Here is a 17,816-nt window from a genome sequence, read left to right on the forward strand (position 1 = left end):
GGTAGCAGGCTTCGGCCCCGCCGCCCTCATGGCCGCTTCAAAGTCCCGCGAAATCTCTTCTGCCGCTTTATTCGGCTGGGTCTGCTGGATGTGGCGCCCCAGGATCGCCAGCGTCTGGGGGTTTAGTTTGGGCTTGGGGGTCTTGCGCACCGGGTGAGTTTAGGCGTTTTCTGTCCTCCCTAGCATGGCCGATATGACAAAACGCGTTCACATCCTCTCCGCCGTCAACGCGGCGAACGTCAGCAAGTCCGGGTCGGTCTACACGATCAAGGATGTGTGTGGCGCGGTTGACGACATCGTTATGAATGGTCGGCTCTACCCGGCTGACCAGCTCGCGGCAGGCATCGCCAGCTTGGAAGGAAAGCCCGCACCGGCAGGCCACCCCAAGAACTCCGCAGGCCAGCACATCAGCGCATTGAACGGCGAGGCTCTGGCATCTGCGTGGATTGGCTCGTATGCCAAGAATGCCCGCCACACCGCAGGCCGCACGCTGGTTGATGTGGTGGTGAACGAGGCCCAGGCCAAGGCCCACCCGGACGGCGCCAAACTGATCGAGCGCCTGGACGCCGCCATTGCTGGCACCAACGCCGAACCCATCCATGTGTCCACCGGTTTGATGCTGGACGAAATCAAGGCCAACGGCGAGAGCCTGGGCAAGAAGTATTCGACCATCGCAACCAATCTGCGCTATGACCACCTTGCCATCCTCTTGAATGAGTCCGGCGCGGGCACGCCAGAGCAGGGCGTTGGCATGTTTCTGAACTCCGCAGGCGAGCCCGAGGAAGTGGAAACCGTAGAGGTGAACCACGCGCCCGAGGACAAGCGCAACGCCGGTTTGCTGGGCTGGATTCGCTCCATGTTCACCAACTCCGACGAAATCTCCTTTGACCAAATCAGCGAAGGCCTGCGCGCCTTGCTGCCCGAGAACGCCTACCCGCGCGAGGTGTTCCAGCGCTATTTTGTCTGGTGCGACTACAAGGCCGACAAGCTCTACCAACAGGACTACGCAGTCGATTCTGAGGGCTCCGTAGCATTGCTTGGGCAGGCCGTAGAGGTACGGCGAAAAGTTGAATATGAACCGATTACCAACCATGAAAGGGTCGATCCAGTGAAAGACAAAATCCTAGCCGCGCTTAATGCAGCAGGCATTCAATCGGCAGGACTGGACGACGCCCAGCTCTTGACCGCCTACAACAGCTTGATCGCCAAGCCGCACACCGACGCGCTGACCGCCGCCAATTCCAAGTTGGCCGCCATGGAGTTGGCCGCCAACGCCGCAGCCGATGCCGAGCTGACCGCCTTGGCAACCTCGCTGGCCGTCAACACCAGCCTGACCGCTGACGACTTCAAGGCCATGGGCTTGGCTCGTTGCAAAGAGCTGGCAAGCGCCGCCAAGGCCGCGCCGGTGGTCACTGGCAACGCTGGCAAAGCCGCCGACGAGTTCGCTGGCTACTCGCTCAACTCGCTGAACAAGGAGGCCAAATAATGGCACGCGCATACCGTGGTCCCAATGACCGCCAACCCAAGACCGTCAACAACAAAACCGTAACCGGTGCGTTGCTCCCTTGCACGTTTGTGACCGAAGGCGCTACCGCCTTGGCTCAGGCCACGGCCAACGGCCCCATGCTGCGCCTGCTGGCCAATCGTGACTTCTACAGCGAAGGCGCATTCAACGCTACCGACCCGCTGCTGACCCCTTACGTGTCGGGCGAGACTGGCGTGGCCTTCGTGCTTGAGCCTGGACAGACCTACCAAGTCGCCATGGCTGCAGCCACCTACGCCTACGGCCAAGAGCTGGTTGTCGCCGCCGCTGGCCGCGCCGCTGCCGCTGCATCCACCAACCAAGTGATCGGCTTCTTCAAAGGCACCCCCGGCGCGTATGCAGCCGGTGCGCTGGCTGATGTCGAAATCGCCAACGTCTACACCAAGGCTTAAGGAGGCCACATGCTGCATTTCACCCCCGAACAAGAGCTGGCCGTAAACGCTGCACGAGCTCAATTCAACCAGTCGCAAACAGCCATCGCTGCGCAAGCATCCTTGGTGGGCAACGCCTCCCCCATCCCCCTGGACGCATGGCGCCGTATTGACAGCCGTGGCGCTGCCATTCAGCGCGATGTGCTGGCCGTGTTCAACCGTCTGGCCTCTGCCGACCAAACCCCCGTGGGTGTGGGCGACATCGTGAGCTTCTACCCGCAGATCAGCGACAGCGGCGAAGTGCATGTGTCGATGGACGGCCGCAGCGAAGGCAACGCAGACCAAGCCAACGTCAAGTACGCAGGTACTCCGGTGCCCGTGTTCGACTCTTACGCCCGTTTCGGCTGGCGTCAGATGGAAGTGATGCGCAAGGGCGGCAGTCTGGACACCAGCACCATTGCCAACCATCAGCGCAAGGTGGCTGAGAAGATGGAGGATGTGGTCTTGAACGGCCTGTCCAGCGTCTCCGTGAATGGCAACACCATCTACGGCCTGCGCAACTTCCCGCAGCGCAACACCGGCACGCACGGCCTGACCTTGGCGACATCTACCGGCGCTCAGTGGCTGACTGCGTTCAAGTCCATGCTGGATGCGCTGATTGCTGACAACGCGTTTGGGAAAGTGACCGTGTTCCTGAACTACGGCGATTGGCTCTCTGCCAGCATCAATGAGTTCGTGGCCGGTTACCCCAAGACCATCTTGCAACGTCTGCAGGAAATCCAGCAGATCGCGGAAATCGTGCCAGCCAGCAAGTGCACGGCCAACGAGATCCTGGGCATTGCCAACATCGGCACGGGCGAGTGGGGCACCATCCTTCAAGCCATGCCCATGGTGACACGCCCCAAGGCTCGCGCCAACGCCGAAGACGACTATGTGTTTGGTGTGCTGGCCATGGCCGCACCTCAGTTCAAGTCGGACTTTGATGGCAAGAGCCAGATTGTCCACATGACGGCTGCTTAATCATGCGCGTCCAAATCACCCACCTCAAAGCACCATGGCCCCAAGGGGCTGTGGTTGGTGATGTGCTGGAGCTTGACAGTATCCCCGCGTGGGCTGCTGGCAAGTGCCATCCTGTTGGTGATGATGTGGCGCTGACCATCGCTGTCACCAGCGACTTGAAGGCACCCGTCACCGAAGAAGCGCAAGCCTCCGAATCTTTGGCCCAAGCCGAAGCGCAAGCCGCAGAAGAAAAAGCCGAGATTCAAGGCAAGGGCAAGAAGCACAAATGATCACCAGCACACAGGCGCAAGAGTACCTAGACCAGGCACTTGGCGTCAGTGTGCCGGGGTTCATTGTGGATGCTGCTGTAGCGACAGTCGCCACGGCTGAAACTGCCATGGCCGACGCCGGATACAGCTCCAGCGATCAGCTTCTCATTCAAACCTACGCGGTGGCGATCATCGCCGCCGCAGGCAATCCGCGCCGCATCAATAGCCAGGGCGCAGCAAGCGGGGCAAGCCGCAGCTTCAAGAATGAAGACGGCGCACTCTCCGCACTTCGCCGCTCACTGGCCGCGCTGGACACGGCGGGCACGGTCACTGCGTTGGTCGGCCCAGACCCATCAGCCGCCACTCTATTCATGGTCGTCTGACCGACAAGAAGAAAGCACAACATGGCCACCATCGCATCAGCCCTCGCCACTGAGTTCACCCCCGCTGCTGGCGAGTTTGTTGCCCAGGCCTCTGGAGGTGCCGCACAACTGCAGCGCAAGCAAAGTGCGGGCGCTGCTTTCGTCAGCGTTGGATTGCTGCATAACGAGGGCGTAATCGTAAGCAATCCAGTAGCTGGAGCGGTCTACAAATTCGTCTCAGTCATCGGCACCCCAACCGTACAAGCTGACCAATGAGCAGCTTGAAGAGTTCTTTACGGTCGCCGCTGTCGCGGGCGGTTCGGTCTGTGTTTTCGGGCGAGGGTGTAAGCGACCCTGCTGGCCCATCGCTGCCACAAAGCGCAAATATTGTCTTTGACCTCGACCCAGAGTCGCTGGCGTTGGCAGACGGTGCAACAGCTTCCAGTTGGACGGACTCCAGTGTCAATGCTCTGACGTTCACCGGCACCGGCACATACCGCACGAATCAGCTGGGCGGAAAGCCTTGCGTAAGTTTTTCGGGGGCTGCAGGTCAATACATGTCAGCTGCCCGTGCGGGTACTGCACTTGATGCAGCCCTTACTAGTCAGGTTTGCACAACGATCATCGTTGCCAAGTCTCGCGGCACCAACTCCCTAGGCTGCATGTTTGGCAGCAATGCTGGCGGAAACAGTAACTTCATGGTGATTGATGGCGCCCAGGGGTCGAGCGCTATCGGCCGCTATGCCAACAACGTAACTTCGCGCGTTGCTCCTGCTGTCAACGCTGCGAACATGTTTGTGATGGTTCACACGAGCACCAAGCCGTACGCGATGGGCACAGGCACTGGTATTGAGCATGTTTACCTCAATGGAACATGCGTAACAAGTGACAACAACCCGGCCCCAGTTCCTAATCAGACCAACTTTGGCTTGGCTGCCCAGGGCGCAGGTGGTCAGCGTGCGTTACTCGATGTATTCCGTGTGATCGTCTATAACGCACGGCTGACCCCCGCTGAAGCGTTTGAAGCCACAGACTACCTATTTGACCATTTCGGTCAGGTCAAGCCATGGGCGGCGGTCAGCGATATTGTTGTTTATGACGGAAATTCGCTGGTACTCGGTGTGGGTTCGGGTGGCGTTGCGGGTTCTTACCCCTACAAATCTGCACAGGCTATGGGCCTTGCCTATGGTCAATGGACAAACGTTGCGGTAGGTGGAATCACCGCAACCAATATGCAAACCAAACTTCCTGAATGGTCTGGTATCGGGGCGGCGACTGGCAAAGGTATGAAGGTTGCAGCGTTCGAGTATTACAACCAAAAAGGCTCCGGTGCCGCGGCAACGATAGCTGCAAGTAATGCCTATATTGCAGCTGTCAAGGCGGTGCCAAATACCAAGCTGTGCTGGGGGACCAGTCTTTCACATGCTGGCGACCCTGACACGACTCGCAATGCGTTTAACGCAGCTTTTGATGCCGACCACTCAAACGTCGATTCGTATGTCCCTTTGCATCTCGATGCGAGCATTGGGGCCGAGGGGGCAGATTCTGTTGGCGGAAACGCCTACTTCAACAATTCTTCGACAAAGTGGAGTGACATCGTTCACTTGAATGGGGCCGGGTACACAGACCTACATAACCTAATGACTCCTGGGATTCAGGCGCTATGAGATCCCTAGCCCTTCTTCTAGCGCTCTATGCTGGTGCCGTGCAAGCCGCAGCCCCCGCCTGCGCCCCCATGCGCAACGCGGCAGGCTACCCCCTGGCACCGCGCTGGGAGTCTGGTGCTTTGGGCAATCATCTGATACTGATGTGTACCAACGCCAAACAGTCGCAGGCCTTCGCGGGCGGATTGAGCTGCTTGCACGCCGACTGCAACGTCAATGCCTTCGGCGCTGCGCTGCTCAAGGTGCTGCATGCCGAGGACCGCCAGGCTGCGTTGGATGCCGAGTGGGATAAGGGTGTGAAATGGACATGTGATGCACCGCCAACAGTGGCCCAGGCAAACCTCTGCAACGAGCGCGCGGCCCTGATCAAGGCGAATTGGTCCCGCTGGTCTGCTGGCTATGCAGTGGCAGTCTGGAAGGTCAAGGCCAACGGCGCCGCCACCACGCGCCCGGCCTATGCCCTGGCCAATGGTGTGCTGGGCACCAAGGAAGTTGCCCGCGCCCAGGTTGGCGCCATCTGCAACGTTATCCGCCCCACGGCCCCGGCCACGGGTGGCGACATCCGCGCAGAGTTTGGCCCCGCCAATGCGCCGGGTGTCGTGACGATCTGCAGCAAGCAGTAGAGCTCCCTAGCATGCCCCCATGTCCTCACTCGCACGCTGGGCCAACACTTCCAAAGCCACTTATTGGAGCCTGACCGGCTTCGATGACTGGACTCAAATCAAGACCTACGGCCCGCCCGTGGTGATTGACTGCGACTACAGCGCCGAATCCAAGCGCATGACCGACGCCAAGGGCATCGAGTTCACTACTCGCCAGATCATCTATACCGAGTGCGCAGACATCAAGCAGGGCGACTACATTCTGATTGGCGTGAGCGCCACAGCCTCACCGATTGCTGCCGGGGCCTTTGAGGTGCGGGCCATCGCGCGGGATGCAGACACCTTTGAGGGCAAGGCTGACGATTACAGGGTAATGACCTAGTGGCCACCAAACCCCGCGTCACCAACAACCTGCCGAAGTTCGCCGGAAAAGTGCAGATCCAGGCTGCGCGCGGGATGACCCAGGCGCTCATTCTGGGTGCCAGCGAGGCCAGCGCACTGACTCCAATCGACACCTCCACGCTGCTGAATTCTCAGTTCCGCAACGTGGACAAGCAGGGGGGGCGGATAGTCGGGACGGTTGGCTACACGGCCAGCTACGCGGTGCCAGTCCACGACCCGGAGAACCCGCAGAACTTCCGCCGCCCCAGCGCGACCAAGGAATTCCTGCGCAAGGGCTTTGAGCGGGCAGAGCCGAACATCACTGCGGTCATTACCGGGGCGATCAAGACGTAATCGGGGCCTCCCTAGCATTGGGCGCATGTCTGCATCCGACGCCCTGCGCGAGTTCCTTATCCCACTACTGACCGGCTGGAAGATTCAGCTTGGCCGCTGGGTTGACAGTGCCAAAACAGACCGCTTTGCCGTGATCCGGCCCGCTGGCGGTGCGCCCGCTGAGCTGGTGCGCAGACCCCAGTTCTCTCTGATGCTGATCGGCGCTCTCAATGAGCCCGCACAGACCGCCCAAGCCGCTGCCGACGCCATCGTGGAAGCCATGCGCGCGAGCAGCGGGTCGCTAGTTTTCTTGCAACCGGGCGAGCCGGTGTTTTGGGCCACCGATGACGGCCGGCCTGTTTTTGAAATCGCCGTCTCGGCAATCACCATTTGAAGGAGTAAATCATGAGTGCATTTACAGGGCGCGACGTTCTTGTCGAGTACGCCATCGCAGACGAAAGCGCCACCATCGGCTCGCTGACATTCAAGCGCCTGGGCATGATGCGCGGCAAGTCCATGAAGACAAGTTGGGACACGGTGGACACCACTGCCGACCAGTCTCCCGGCTTCACCAAGACCTCGCTGGTCACGTTCAAGGCCGTGGAATTCACGGGCGACGGCGTGAGCTATGACGATGCGGTCTACAACCAAAACGAGTTCAAGGCCCATGTGATCAGCCCGGGCGGCGCCACGGCAAACCAGCCCAAGGCGTGGATCAAGATGACCGACCCAGATGGCGGCGTGTACGTTGGCCCGTTCATCGTGTCCGAGTGGTCCGACGAGCGCCCCTACGCCGACGCCGCCACATGGAGCATTTCCGCCGCCAGCAACGGCAACGTTTCGTTCACACCAGGTTAAGGAGTTAAATCATGGCAGCAATCACATCCATTGACGCAAGCCAAGTTGGCCCATTCGCCGCAGCGATCACAACGCTGTCGGCTGACGACACGATCACATTCACCCCGACGAAGAAACAGCTTCTGGTGCTGACAAACACCACGGGCGGCTCTTTGACAGCCACCATTGACGGCAGCACCGGCACCACTGTAAATGTGGCTGGCGTTGGCTCCGTGGACGTGTCGGCAGGCAAGGCCATCGCCGTGCCCGCTGGCGAGTCTCGGGCCGTGGTGCTGAGCACTATCAGCGCCTATTGCTCGGGCGTGGTGCACATCACTGGCGCCGCAACCCTCAAGGCCCAACTGTTCGACCTCTGATGCTGGTCGAGTGCGGTTTTGCCAAGGCCACAACTAGCGAGGGTGTCGAATATTCGTTCACACCCTCGCTGGGCCGCATAGCCGCGCTCGGAACCCCGCAGGAAATCGTCAAGCTGTACGCAGGCCTGCACGGGCCTAGCGCGGCCAAGGATGCCGCCTACGTGCTGGCCAGCCTGTGCGATCAGGAAGACCCCACGCCGCTGGTCGGCTGGATTGACCAAGAAGGCACGCACCCCGGCGTCATGCCTGAGTCCGAGCAAATCATCATTGCCCGCCACCTGATGCAGCACGGCATTGCTGGCAAGGCCAAGCCCAGCAACAAGGGCGACGGCAAGTATTCCGACAAGTTTGAGGCCGCAGAGTACATCGCCGCGGCGCGCGTGCATCTGGGCCTTTCCAGCGCAGACGCCGAAGCCCTGAGCATGACCGAATTTCAGATGATGTTTGAAATGAAGTTCCCCAGCAAGGCGGACGGCAAGCGTGATGTGCCCACGCGCGAAGAGTACGCGGCTTCACTGAAAGCAATCGAGGGACGCCGCAATGGCTGAAAAAGTAGGCGAGCTCTATTATTCCGTCACCCTCGATACGCGGGAAATGATCGACGGACAGCGCAAGGTTGACCGGGAGCTGAAGAACACTTCCAACAGCCTGGACGCAATGTCCACAAAGCTGACTGCCACGGCAGCGGCAGTTGCAGTGCTGGCTGCTGGCTTTGCTGCCGTGAGAATTGCCAAACTGGCCGACGAGTTCCGCTTGCTGGGTGCCCGTATCGAGGTGGCAGCTGGAAGCATTGAATCCGGCTCTGCCGCATTTGCGGACCTTGTAAAGATCAGCCGCGCCACGCAAAGCAGCTTGGCCGGGAACATCGAGGTTTTTGCCCGCCTGAATCAGTCCATCTTGCAGATGGGCGGAACCCAGCAAGACACGCTGCAGCTCACGGAACTCCTGGCCAAGGCCATCAAGGTTTCGGGGGCGAGTGCGGTAGAGGCTAAATCGGCAATGCTGCAATTCGGCCAGGCGCTGGGCTCTGGAAAATTGGCGGGGGATGAACTGCGGTCATTGCTGGAAAACGCCCCGTACCTGATGCGCCAGCTTGCGGACGGCATCGGTGTTCCTGTTGGCTCATTGAAGATGCTGGGCGAGCAGGGCAAGCTCACTGCGGACGTTGTGACCAACGCGCTGACCAAAGCAGCAGCCCAGATTGACGAGGACTTTAAGAAGTTCCCGCAAACCATCGAATCCGCCATGGTGGTGGCCCAAGATGCCGCAGCTCTGGCTGCCTTGAAGTTTGACGAGCTCACCGGGTCGAGTGCCGCGCTTACTGGCGTGACAAAAGGCCTCGGTGATGTCATGGAGAAGCTGGCCGATCAGCTTGGCGCCGCCAACAGCGAGGCCGGGAACCTGGGCCGGAACAGCGCAGTGAAAGACTGGGCGGACTCTTCACGGAATGCACTCTCCTACTTGGTTGACGCTGCCGATGTGGTGTGGCAGACCCTGAGCGTGCTGGGCCGCAACGTCGCGTTTGTCTTTGAAGGCATCGGCAAGGAGATTGGCGGCATCGGTGCGCAGGTCGCTGCTGTGCTGCGTGGTGACTTTGCAGGAGCTCGGGCCATCGGTGAAGCCATGGTGGCCGATTCAGAAGCCCGCCGCAAGGCTCTGGACGAAGCCGACGCCCGCACATTGAGCAGGGCCAAGACCTTCGGCAAGCAGATGCGCGAAGCCTGGGACCAGGGCGCGGGTGGTGGCCGGGGCTCTGTCAATCCAATGGCAGCACCTTCTCAGCTCAGTGCTCCCGCCTCGGCTGGTGGCGGAACTAAGAAAGGGGCGGCTGGTCCGAAGTTTGACGCGCTGGCATACCTATCCGACCTCCGCAAGGCCCAAGCCTCTGAAATCAGCATCATCAATGAGACAGAGGCCGAAAAGCTGCGCATTGCCAAGCGGAATCTGGACGAGAAGAAAATCAGCGAAGCCCAGTATGTCGAGGCCGTCAAGCTGATCCAGACGGCCGCAGAGGAAGATCGCGTGGAGCTCATGCGCAAGACGCAGGAGAAGATCAACCAGGAGCGCGAGCGGGCCGATATTGCCGCCCAGCGCGCAGCCGAACAGCGCAAGAGCAACCAGGACGTTGCCAAGCGCGAGATTGCGGCGACCAACCCCATCGACGCTATCCGCTTTGAAGAAGAGCAAAAAATCGCGGTCATTGAGGCCTACCGGCTCCAAGACCTTGCCAATACCCAGCTCTACGAGGACGCCAAGGCGGCTATCCACGCCAAAGCAGCGGCAGACATCAAGGCGGTGCAAGACGCCAGCATGGTTGCCCAGCTACAAGGATACGGTCAGCTATTCGGAGGCATTGCAGACGTAACTAAGGCGTTTGCAGGTGAGCAGGACGATACTTACAAGGCCCTATTTGCAGCTTCCAAGGCATTCGCCATGGCTGACGCGATCATCAAGATTCAGCAGGGTATTGCCAGTGCCGCTTCGCTCCCATTCCCGTCCAACCTTGGGGCCATGGCTACCGTGGCCGCCCAGACTGCTGGCATCGTATCCACCATCAGCGGCACCAACTACGGCGGCGGGCGCCAGTACGGCGGACCGGTCTCCAGCGGCAGCATGTACCGGGTCAACGAAACCGGCGCGCCTGAAATGTTCACCGCCAACAACGGCAACCAGTACATGCTGCCCACCAAGTCCGGCAGCGTCACCGCGGCGGACAGCATCGGAGGCGGCGGTATCAGCGTGGTCGTGAACGTAGACGCTAGCGGATCCAGCGTGGAGGGCGATGGCGCGCAGTCCAAACAGCTCGGCGCCATGATTGGTAATGCAGTGCGCGCGGTGCTGATCCAAGAGAAACGAAACGGGGGGCTGTTGGCATGAGTACCTTTACATGGGCACCCGCTCCCGGCTCCAGCCAGAGCAAGGCCCCGCGCGTAAAAACTGCGCAGTTTGGCGACGGCTACAGCCAGCGCGTTGGGGACGGCATCAACACCATCAAGCGCGCGTGGTCGGTGACATTCACCCGGGCCACTGCTGACATTGATGCCATTGACGCATTCCTGACCGCGCGGGCGGGCGTGGAGTCGTTCGACTGGACGCCACCAACCGGTGCGGCTGGGAAGTGGATTTGCCCAGAGTGGGGACGCGACAAGATCCACAGCAACGTGCAGGCCATCAGCACCAACTTTATTGAGGTGTTTGGTGATTGAGTCAGACGTTCAAAAGCTGGCCCCCGGCGCCATCGTTGACCTGTTTGAGCTGGACGCAACGGCTCTGGGCGGCTCTGTCATCCGCTGGCACAACGGCGTGAATGCGCTTGGCAATGATGTGGTGTGGCAGGGCAACAGCTACACCCGGTTCCCCGTGGAGGCCGGTGGCTTTGCCCGAAGCGGGCAGGGCTCCATGCCGCGCCCCACCATGAAGGTTGCCAACGTGAGCGGCTTGGTGGGCGCCCTGGCGCGCGAGCTGCGCGACTTGTGCGGGGCTAAGGTCACGCGCCGCCGCACCTTCGTGAAGTACCTGGATGCCGTCAACTTCCCTGGGGGCGTGAACCCGCAAGCAGATCCGAACGTGGGTTTTCCCAATGAGGTCTGGTTTGTAGACCGCAAGGCCGCTGAGAACGGCATCTATGTGGAGTTTGAGCTGTCGGCCGCGTTCGATGTGCAGGGCGTCAAGCTGCCGCGGCGGCAGTGCATCCAGAACGTGTGCACCTGGATGTATCGAAGCGCGGAGTGTGGCTATGCGGGCGGGCCCGTGGCCGACAAGACAGACGCGCCAACCAGCAACCCGGCGCTAGACCAGTGCGGGAAACGGCTGGCCAGTTGCAAATTGCGGTTTGGGCAGTTTGAGCCATTGCCGATCGGCTCATTTCCGGGGGTCGGTTTGGTGCGGTGATATAGCTTTCACGCCTCCCTAGCATGGCGTGAATGATCGAGCTATCAGCGCCAATCCTTGCAGAAATCCGCGCCCATGCCGAGCGGGAGTACCCCCGCGAATCCTGCGGTTTGGTGGTGGTGCGCAAGGGCCGCAAGCGCTACATGCCCGTGCGCAACGTGGCCGAAAAGAACGTGCATTTCGTGATGCACCCGCAAGACCAGGCGGATGCAGAGGATGCGGGCGAAGTCTTGATGGTGGTTCACTCCCACCCCAACCTGCCGCCCGCGCCCTCCCAAGCTGACCTAGTTGGCTGCGAAGCCTCTGGACTGCCTTGGCTGATCGTGAACTGGCCCGTTGGCACAACGCACCAATTTGCCCCGAGCGGCTACAAGGCCCCGCTGTACGGTCGCCAGTTCTCCCACGGAGTGCTGGACTGCTACGCCTTCATTCGGGACTACTACCGCCAAGAGCTGGGCACTGAGCTGCCCGACTTTGAGCGCCCCGACGAATGGTGGCTCAAGGGGCAAGACCTTTACCGCGACGGCTTTGCCTCTGCCGGGTTTGAGCGCGTCACTGGCCCCATGCGGGCCCATGATGTGCTGCTGATGCGCGTGGCCTCGCCCGTACCGAACCATGGCGCGGTGTACCTGGGCGATGGCCGTATCGGTCACCACCAAATGGGCCGGCTGTCCAGTCGAGATATTTGGGGTGGCTGGTATGAGAAGGTAACCGTCGCCACGCTGCGCCACCGGAGCCTTGCATGAAGACGATTCTTCTGTATGGCTTCCTGGGTCGCCAATATGGCCGCGTGCACCGCTATGAAGTAGCCAGCCCAGCCGAGGCCGTGCGCGCCATGTGCGCCACCCTGCGCGGGTTCCGCAAGGCGCTGGTGGATGGCGGGGCATATCGCGTGCTGGTGGGCGGAAAGCAGGCCCTGGCCGCTGAAGAAGTGCCGCACCCCGTTTCTGACCGCGAAAGCATCCGCATCGTGCCGGTGATCGCTGGCGCTGGCAAGGGCGTTGGGCAGGTGATTCTTGGCGCGGCCCTGGTGGTGGCCGGATTCGTCTTTGCACAGCCTCAGTTGATCTATGTCGGTGCGGCCATGGTGATCGGCGGCGTTGCGCAAATGCTGTTTGCACCAAACACCCCGGAAAACACAGACCGGCCGGAGAACCAGCCTTCCTACGCCTTTGACGGTGCCGTCAACACCGCCGCCCAGGGCAATCCCATCCCCGTTCTGTACGGCGGCCCGTTGATCGTTGGCTCGCAGGTCATTTCTGCCGGCCTGTCGGTGGAGTCTATGGATTCGATCCCGACATGGATCGAGGTGACTATATGACCGCCAAGCACCAAATCCGAGGCGCTGGTGGCGGTGGCGGCAAAGACGGCGGCGGCAGTGGTCGCACGCCCGTAGAGTCACCCGACAGCCTGCGCTCGCGCCAATATGCCAGAGTGGTGGACTTGGTGTCCGAGGGTGAAATCGTCGGCTTGGTCAATGGTCTGAAATCGGTCTATCTGAACGACACACCGGTCCAGAATCCTGACGGCTCTTTCAATTTCAGCGGCGTGACCATGGCTAGCCGCGTGGGTACGCAGTCACAAGACTACATCCCCGGCTTCGCATCTGTAGAGGCCGAAACAGCCGTGTCGGTGCCCGTGGAAAATGCCGCGCCCGTGGTGCGCTCCATCAGCAACGCCAATGCAAACGCTGTGCGCGTCACCGTATCGGTGCCACAGCTCAGCCAATCCAACACAGCCAACGGTGACTTGGGCGGCACTTCGGTTTCCATTGCCATTGATGTCCAGACCGCTGGCGGTGGCTACGTGGAGAAGATCAGCGACACGATCAGCGGCAAGACCACCAGCCGCTACCAGCGCGCCTACCGTATCGAGCTGACTGGCACCGGCCCCTGGGATGTGCGCGTGCGCCGCTTGACTGCCGACTCCACATCCAGCGCCCTTAACAACGCAACGTATTGGGACAGCTACACCGAGATTGTGGACGCCAAGCTGCGTTACCCCAATTCGGCACTGGTGGCCATGTCCGTCGATTCGGAGCGCTTCAATGCCATCCCCAGCCGCGGGTATGAAATCAAGGGCCTGCTGGTACGAATCCCCGGCAACTACAACCCGGAGACGCGCGCTTACACCGGCACCTGGGACGGCACTTTCACCACGGCCTGGACGGATAACCCCGCCTGGTGCTTCTACGACCTGGTGACGAATGCGCGCTATGGGCTGGGTGCCTTCATTGATGCCGGCCAGGTGGACAAGTGGTCCCTGTACGAAATCGCCCAGCACTGCGATGAACTGGTGCCCGATGGCTACGGCGGCATGGAGCCGCGGTTCACTTGCAGCCTGTACCTGCAGAGCCAGCAGGAGGCCTTCAAGGTCATCAACGACATGGCCGCGATCTTCTGTGGCATGGCCTTCTGGGGCGCGGGCTCCATCATCCCGGTGCAAGACGCGCCATCCGATCCGGTCAAGCTCTTCACCCATGCCAACGTGGTGCCCAGCGCTGAGGGCATGTATTTCAACTACGCAGGCAGCAGCGTAAAGACGCGCCACACCGTGGCTCTGGTGAGCTGGAACGACCCGGCAGACCGCTACCGTCAAAAGATTGAGTACGTCGAGGACTTGGAAGGCATCGCCCAGTATGGCATCGTGCAAACGGAGGTCGTCGCCCTGGGCTGCACATCGCGCGGTCAGGCGCACCGCTACGGCCGGCGAATTCTGTACACCGAGCGCATGGAGACTGAAACCATCAGCTTCCGCGCCGGTCTGGATGGCCTGGACTTGGCGCCCGGTGACATTTTCCAGACCACAGACCCGGTGCGGGCCGGTGTGCGCCTTGGTGGCCGCCTGCTTGCCGCCACAACCGATACGTTGACGCTTGACGCCGCGGTGACGCTGGACGGTGCCGCCACCTACACGCTGTGGGCAGTGCTGCCCAATGGGGCGGTAGAGAGTAGGGCGGTGGTGACTGGCGCCGGTACAACCTTTGTGTTGGCAGTCTCACCAGATTTCAGCGATGCACCGCAGGCTATGGCCATGTGGGTCTTGGCGGCGTCCAACCTAGCGCCAGAGACTTGGCGTGCAATCAGCATTTCGGAAGCCGATGGCGGGATGATTGCCGAAGTTGCGGCCCTCAAATACTCGCCCAACAAGTACCTGGAGATTGAGCAGGGGATCGTGCTGGAGGCTCTGCCCACCAGTTCACTGACAACCACTCAGGGCGCCCCCGCTGGTTTCATCATCAGCGAAGACCTGTATCTGATCACCCCGAGCGTAGTAGGCGCCAGGATCACCGCATCCTGGCAGGGCAACGCGGCCCGCCACGAACTGCAGTACCGCATTCGGGGCGGAAACTGGATCACGCTATCGACCAGCGCAACATCGCTGGACATCCAACCGGTGGAGGCCGGAACCTACGAATTCACACTGACCGCCATCAGCACCCTGGGCGTGCGCTCTATTCCGGTAACCGCCACAAAAGAGATTTACGGCAAGACAGCAGCGCCCGCGCAAGTCGGTAACTTCGTGGTGACGAAGGTGGGCGGCGTGGCCATCGCAGTATGGGCTCTGGTGGCCGATCTTGATGTGCGCGTGGGCGGCCGGATCGTTGTGCGCCACAGCCCGATGGTCAGCGGAGCAACTTGGCAAGACGGCGTGGTGCTGGAAGAGTTCACCGGGGATTCGGTCACTGGCCTGCTGCCCCTGATCACTGGCACGTACATGGTGAAGGCCAAGGACAGCAGCGGCATCTACAGCCTGACAAGTTCCAGCTTCATTGCTACCGAAGGCATGGTTACCGGATTCAACACGGTGGCCACCAGCACACAGGCCCCCGGCTTCACCGGCACAAAAACAAACACTGCGGTGGTTGGTGGAGTTCTCCGCCTGGATACCGCTCTCATGTTTGACGATGCGCCGGGATTGTTTGACCTTGCAGCGGGCTTGTTTGATAGCTCTGGTGGCGTGAGCCCAACAGGTTCGTATCAATTTGATACCTACACCGATTTGGGGACGGTTGCCACCCGCCGCGTCGAGGTTGATCTGTCGGTTCTGTCCTACGACTCTGAGTCACTTTTCGACTACCGCGCTGGACTGTTTGACGAAAACACCGGCGACTTTGACGGCATCGCTATCAACGACTGCGATGCAACTTTGTACTACGCAGCAACAAATGACAACCCATCCGGTTCACCGACATGGAGCGAATGGACGCCGTTCTTTGTCGCAGACGTAACGGCCCGCGCTCTCAAGTTCCGCATGGATCTTGTAAGCGGTGACGCATCCCACAACATTGATGTCAGCACCTTGCGGGTTGACATCAAAGAGCCCGTTTAGAAAGGTACTCAATGTCACAACACGACATGGTTATTGAAAATCAGGGGTTCGCGGCAACGCGAGCGGACATCAATGCAGCACTTGCCGCACTGGCCACCAACAGCAGCGGCGCCACTGAGCCTGCAACCAAATACGCCTATCAATTGTGGGCAGACACCACCGCCGACAGGCTAAAAGTCCGCAATGCTGCGAATGATGCGTGGGTGAGTGTGCTGGTGTTGTCTACAGGCGCTCCGGTTTCTGGCGTTTCTGCAGGCCCCATCACCACCAGCGGCCTAACCCAAGCCACAGCTCGCATGCTGGGCCGAAGTACGGCAGGCACTGGCGCCGTGGAGGAAATTTCAGTCGGTGCAAAGCTCGCACTGACCGGTGGCGTCCTCAACCTGGCTGACACAGTGCAAAGCATGGTTCGGCTGGACACCCAAAACGGGAACGGCAGCACCAATGTGTGCTCCCCCCGATTCACCAATGTGCGAGCCAATACTGGAGATGTGACCTACGCCGACAGCGCATCCCTTGGTCCGACATTCACTATTGGCGTTTCAGACAAATACGACATTAGTTTTACCTACTCAGCCGGTGGATCGGAAGGCTTCGGACTCACGATCAACGAGAACCCATCTACTCACGCCGGGATTATTGCCCTTGTGGCCCGCGCAGAAATTCTCCAGATGAGTGATACGCCTGCAGCAAACGTGGCTGCTTGCGTTTCATGGTCTGGCTACCTGCCTGCCGGCACTGTGATTCGGGCACGCACAAGCGGCGGAACCTCTACCGGCTCCCGTTTCATGTTCACCATCTCCAACAGGAAGTAAAAGATGCGCTATTTCAAAGACTCTGGCGATGGGTTCTATGTAGTGTCCGAAGATGCCGAGCCAGCCGATGGATGGGCGGAAATTTCTGAGGCCGAGTGGCTTGCAAGCAATCCTGCAATTGCCCAAAGCCAAGCAGAAATAACAAGGGCAGAAATTGCCGATTTGTTGGCGACAGCAAAACTTCTGCCCGGTCAGGAATGGTTGCTTGATGTTGCCATGGCATCAATGGTGTCAGCAGGCGCCACGCAGGGGCTTACGGAGCCGCAACTTTATGCAGCAAACCCCGGCTACAAAGAGGTCAAAGACCTTGCAGCTCAGGTTTCAGCAAAGAAGGCCCAGCTATGACCAGGCTCCTTCTCTACCTACTCCCCCGCGCCCTGGCCTATGCCGAGGGTGGCCAGCGCCGCTACATCGTGCACGCCTTCGTAGCATGGATTGCTGATGTGATCGTGGCCCGCACCACCTTTGCAGAGATTGCCGGAAAACCTCACAAGGGCGAAGTGACGGTAAGCCACATGCTGGAGCGCTTGGCCCACCCCGATAACTGCTTTGACCCGGACTACATGCTGTACCGGGAGCTGGCGCTATTCATCAACCGCAAGAGCCCAACGGGCCGACACATCGAGGCCGTCACATCATGAGACTGATCACAATTTTTCTGCTCTGCCTGCACCTGCTGGCCCCCATTGCCACGTGGGCGCAAGAGGTCAACCGGACCAAGAACCCGCTGGACTACAGCCTCAAGCAATACGGCTTGATCCTTGGCATTGCCCTGCTGGGCGGGCTGGTGAGTTGGGGCGCCAAGGTGCGCAAGGGCGAGTTGCCAAGCTGGAGCATTAACCACCTGGTGGGCGAGCTGGCCACCTCGGCACTGGCCGGCCTGTTGTGCTTCTGGATATGTGAATGGGCAGGAGCTGCGCCGCTCCTGACGGCAGCTCTGACCGGCATCGTGGGCCACATGGGCACCAAGGCCATGACGATGCTGGAGGAATGGGGTCAGCGCAGATTCCCCGGCGCAACACCGCCCAACTAGGAGAGCC

At 60.4% G+C, this 17,816-nt stretch carries 24 protein-coding genes; all 24 read left to right on the plus strand.

Translation table 11 applies throughout. The features are described 5' to 3' along the window. The first annotated feature begins 193 nt into the window (after window positions 1-193). From CHU94_RS19490 to CHU94_RS08360, 24 genes are read left to right on the plus strand one after another with little or no spacing between them, the layout of a single operon-like run. The gene (locus tag CHU94_RS19490; RefSeq protein ID WP_255033883.1) at window positions 194-1,486 is read left to right on the plus strand and encodes a DUF2213 domain-containing protein; all 1,293 of its coding nucleotides are present in this window, start codon (window positions 194-196) and stop codon (window positions 1,484-1,486) included. Beyond that, window positions 1,486-1,935 carry a hypothetical protein gene (locus CHU94_RS08255; protein ID WP_094478612.1) on the plus strand — a complete coding sequence of 150 codons (450 nt, stop codon included), beginning with the start codon at window positions 1,486-1,488 and terminating at the stop codon, window positions 1,933-1,935. The genes CHU94_RS19490 and CHU94_RS08255 overlap by 1 nt, the downstream gene beginning before the upstream one ends. A gap of 9 nt (window positions 1,936-1,944) precedes the next feature. After that, on the plus strand, window positions 1,945-2,934 hold the full coding sequence (locus CHU94_RS08260) for a major capsid protein (protein WP_094478614.1): 990 nt from the start codon (window positions 1,945-1,947) through the stop codon (window positions 2,932-2,934). Window positions 2,935-2,936: 2 nt separating this feature from the next. Continuing rightward, entirely contained in the window at window positions 2,937-3,203 is a 267-nt protein-coding gene (locus tag CHU94_RS08265; RefSeq protein ID WP_094478616.1) for a hypothetical protein, read from the plus strand. Continuing rightward, window positions 3,200-3,565 carry a hypothetical protein gene (locus CHU94_RS08270; protein ID WP_094478618.1) on the plus strand — a complete coding sequence of 122 codons (366 nt, stop codon included), beginning with the start codon at window positions 3,200-3,202 and terminating at the stop codon, window positions 3,563-3,565. The genes CHU94_RS08265 and CHU94_RS08270 overlap by 4 nt, the downstream gene beginning before the upstream one ends. A gap of 21 nt (window positions 3,566-3,586) precedes the next feature. After that, on the plus strand, window positions 3,587-3,820 hold the full coding sequence (locus CHU94_RS19045; protein ID WP_141211423.1) for a hypothetical protein: 234 nt from the start codon (window positions 3,587-3,589) through the stop codon (window positions 3,818-3,820). Continuing rightward, a complete protein-coding gene (locus CHU94_RS08275; protein ID WP_141211424.1) occupies window positions 3,817-5,211 on the plus strand; it encodes a hypothetical protein in 1,395 nt (464 codons plus the stop codon). The genes CHU94_RS19045 and CHU94_RS08275 overlap by 4 nt, the downstream gene beginning before the upstream one ends. A 38-nt stretch (window positions 5,212-5,249) precedes the next feature. Next, entirely contained in the window at window positions 5,250-5,831 is a 582-nt protein-coding gene (locus tag CHU94_RS08280) for a hypothetical protein (RefSeq protein WP_094478622.1), read from the plus strand. A gap of 19 nt (window positions 5,832-5,850) precedes the next feature. Next, window positions 5,851-6,192 (plus strand): hypothetical protein, encoded by a 342-nt coding sequence (locus tag CHU94_RS08285; RefSeq protein WP_094478624.1) that lies wholly within the window; start codon window positions 5,851-5,853, stop codon window positions 6,190-6,192. After that, a complete protein-coding gene (locus CHU94_RS08290; RefSeq protein WP_094478626.1) occupies window positions 6,192-6,545 on the plus strand; it encodes an HK97 gp10 family phage protein in 354 nt (117 codons plus the stop codon). The genes CHU94_RS08285 and CHU94_RS08290 overlap by 1 nt, the downstream gene beginning before the upstream one ends. Before the next feature lie 25 nt (window positions 6,546-6,570). Then, on the plus strand, window positions 6,571-6,918 hold the full coding sequence (locus tag CHU94_RS08295; protein ID WP_094478628.1) for a hypothetical protein: 348 nt from the start codon (window positions 6,571-6,573) through the stop codon (window positions 6,916-6,918). Between the two features lie 11 nt (window positions 6,919-6,929). Then, a complete protein-coding gene (locus CHU94_RS08300) occupies window positions 6,930-7,382 on the plus strand; it encodes a phage tail tube protein (protein WP_094478630.1) in 453 nt (150 codons plus the stop codon). A gap of 11 nt (window positions 7,383-7,393) precedes the next feature. Beyond that, complete coding sequence (locus tag CHU94_RS08305; protein WP_094478632.1) at window positions 7,394-7,738, plus strand: hypothetical protein; 345 nt, start codon at window positions 7,394-7,396, stop codon at window positions 7,736-7,738. Continuing rightward, on the plus strand, window positions 7,738-8,286 hold the full coding sequence (locus tag CHU94_RS08310; RefSeq protein WP_094478634.1) for a DUF6246 family protein: 549 nt from the start codon (window positions 7,738-7,740) through the stop codon (window positions 8,284-8,286). Before CHU94_RS08305 ends, CHU94_RS08310 begins: the two co-directional genes overlap by 1 nt. Next, window positions 8,279-10,615, plus strand: a complete 2,337-nt coding sequence (locus CHU94_RS08315) for a tape measure protein (protein WP_094478636.1) — start codon at window positions 8,279-8,281, stop codon at window positions 10,613-10,615. The genes CHU94_RS08310 and CHU94_RS08315 overlap by 8 nt, the downstream gene beginning before the upstream one ends. After that, entirely contained in the window at window positions 10,612-10,944 is a 333-nt protein-coding gene (locus CHU94_RS08320; RefSeq protein WP_094478638.1) for a phage tail protein, read from the plus strand. The genes CHU94_RS08315 and CHU94_RS08320 overlap by 4 nt, the downstream gene beginning before the upstream one ends. After that, window positions 10,934-11,629, plus strand: coding sequence for a phage minor tail protein L (locus CHU94_RS08325; RefSeq protein ID WP_094478640.1), 696 nt, complete (start codon window positions 10,934-10,936; stop codon window positions 11,627-11,629). Before CHU94_RS08320 ends, CHU94_RS08325 begins: the two co-directional genes overlap by 11 nt. Window positions 11,630-11,661: 32 nt before the next feature. After that, entirely contained in the window at window positions 11,662-12,375 is a 714-nt protein-coding gene (locus CHU94_RS08330; protein WP_094478642.1) for a C40 family peptidase, read from the plus strand. Continuing rightward, the gene (locus tag CHU94_RS08335; RefSeq protein WP_094478644.1) at window positions 12,372-12,950 is read left to right on the plus strand and encodes a tail assembly protein; all 579 of its coding nucleotides are present in this window, start codon (window positions 12,372-12,374) and stop codon (window positions 12,948-12,950) included. The genes CHU94_RS08330 and CHU94_RS08335 overlap by 4 nt, the downstream gene beginning before the upstream one ends. After that, complete coding sequence (locus tag CHU94_RS08340) at window positions 12,947-15,961, plus strand: host specificity protein J (RefSeq protein WP_176451964.1); 3,015 nt, start codon at window positions 12,947-12,949, stop codon at window positions 15,959-15,961. Before CHU94_RS08335 ends, CHU94_RS08340 begins: the two co-directional genes overlap by 4 nt. 11 nt (window positions 15,962-15,972) lie before the next feature. Continuing rightward, window positions 15,973-16,776: a hypothetical protein gene (locus CHU94_RS08345; protein WP_141211426.1), complete on the plus strand. Its 804-nt coding sequence runs from the start codon at window positions 15,973-15,975 to the stop codon at window positions 16,774-16,776. Window positions 16,777-16,779: 3 nt separating this feature from the next. Further along, window positions 16,780-17,121, plus strand: a complete 342-nt coding sequence (locus tag CHU94_RS08350; RefSeq protein WP_094478650.1) for a hypothetical protein — start codon at window positions 16,780-16,782, stop codon at window positions 17,119-17,121. Then, the gene (locus tag CHU94_RS08355) at window positions 17,118-17,417 is read left to right on the plus strand and encodes a hypothetical protein (protein ID WP_094478652.1); all 300 of its coding nucleotides are present in this window, start codon (window positions 17,118-17,120) and stop codon (window positions 17,415-17,417) included. The genes CHU94_RS08350 and CHU94_RS08355 overlap by 4 nt, the downstream gene beginning before the upstream one ends. Then, a complete protein-coding gene (locus CHU94_RS08360; RefSeq protein WP_094478654.1) occupies window positions 17,414-17,809 on the plus strand; it encodes a phage holin family protein in 396 nt (131 codons plus the stop codon). The genes CHU94_RS08355 and CHU94_RS08360 overlap by 4 nt, the downstream gene beginning before the upstream one ends. Window positions 17,810-17,816 lie beyond the last annotated feature (7 nt).

Origin of the sequence: Rhodoferax sp. TH121 (genome assembly GCF_002251855.1) — a bacterium.
In the GTDB taxonomy this organism is placed as follows: Bacteria; Pseudomonadota; Gammaproteobacteria; order Burkholderiales; family Burkholderiaceae_C; genus Allorhodoferax.

Bases quoted from the DNA above. Each gene is read 5' to 3' on its own strand.
- CHU94_RS19490 (WP_255033883.1), top strand. From the start codon at position 194: ATGACAAAACGCGTTCACATCCTCTCCGCCGTCAACGCGGCGAACGTC.
- CHU94_RS08255 (WP_094478612.1), top strand. From the start codon at position 1,486: ATGGCACGCGCATACCGTGGTCCCAATGACCGCCAACCCAAGACCGTC.
- CHU94_RS08260 (WP_094478614.1), top strand. From the start codon at position 1,945: ATGCTGCATTTCACCCCCGAACAAGAGCTGGCCGTAAACGCTGCACGA.
- CHU94_RS08265 (WP_094478616.1), top strand. From the start codon at position 2,937: ATGCGCGTCCAAATCACCCACCTCAAAGCACCATGGCCCCAAGGGGCT.
- CHU94_RS08270 (WP_094478618.1), top strand. From the start codon at position 3,200: ATGATCACCAGCACACAGGCGCAAGAGTACCTAGACCAGGCACTTGGC.
- CHU94_RS19045 (WP_141211423.1), top strand. From the start codon at position 3,587: ATGGCCACCATCGCATCAGCCCTCGCCACTGAGTTCACCCCCGCTGCT.
- CHU94_RS08275 (WP_141211424.1), top strand. From the start codon at position 3,817: ATGAGCAGCTTGAAGAGTTCTTTACGGTCGCCGCTGTCGCGGGCGGTT.
- CHU94_RS08285 (WP_094478624.1), top strand. From the start codon at position 5,851: ATGTCCTCACTCGCACGCTGGGCCAACACTTCCAAAGCCACTTATTGG.
- CHU94_RS08295 (WP_094478628.1), top strand. From the start codon at position 6,571: ATGTCTGCATCCGACGCCCTGCGCGAGTTCCTTATCCCACTACTGACC.
- CHU94_RS08300 (WP_094478630.1), top strand. From the start codon at position 6,930: ATGAGTGCATTTACAGGGCGCGACGTTCTTGTCGAGTACGCCATCGCA.
- CHU94_RS08305 (WP_094478632.1), top strand. From the start codon at position 7,394: ATGGCAGCAATCACATCCATTGACGCAAGCCAAGTTGGCCCATTCGCC.
- CHU94_RS08310 (WP_094478634.1), top strand. From the start codon at position 7,738: ATGCTGGTCGAGTGCGGTTTTGCCAAGGCCACAACTAGCGAGGGTGTC.
- CHU94_RS08315 (WP_094478636.1), top strand. From the start codon at position 8,279: ATGGCTGAAAAAGTAGGCGAGCTCTATTATTCCGTCACCCTCGATACG.
- CHU94_RS08320 (WP_094478638.1), top strand. From the start codon at position 10,612: ATGAGTACCTTTACATGGGCACCCGCTCCCGGCTCCAGCCAGAGCAAG.
- CHU94_RS08330 (WP_094478642.1), top strand. From the start codon at position 11,662: ATGATCGAGCTATCAGCGCCAATCCTTGCAGAAATCCGCGCCCATGCC.
- CHU94_RS08335 (WP_094478644.1), top strand. From the start codon at position 12,372: ATGAAGACGATTCTTCTGTATGGCTTCCTGGGTCGCCAATATGGCCGC.
- CHU94_RS08340 (WP_176451964.1), top strand. From the start codon at position 12,947: ATGACCGCCAAGCACCAAATCCGAGGCGCTGGTGGCGGTGGCGGCAAA.
- CHU94_RS08345 (WP_141211426.1), top strand. From the start codon at position 15,973: ATGTCACAACACGACATGGTTATTGAAAATCAGGGGTTCGCGGCAACG.
- CHU94_RS08350 (WP_094478650.1), top strand. From the start codon at position 16,780: ATGCGCTATTTCAAAGACTCTGGCGATGGGTTCTATGTAGTGTCCGAA.
- CHU94_RS08355 (WP_094478652.1), top strand. From the start codon at position 17,118: ATGACCAGGCTCCTTCTCTACCTACTCCCCCGCGCCCTGGCCTATGCC.
- CHU94_RS08360 (WP_094478654.1), top strand. From the start codon at position 17,414: ATGAGACTGATCACAATTTTTCTGCTCTGCCTGCACCTGCTGGCCCCC.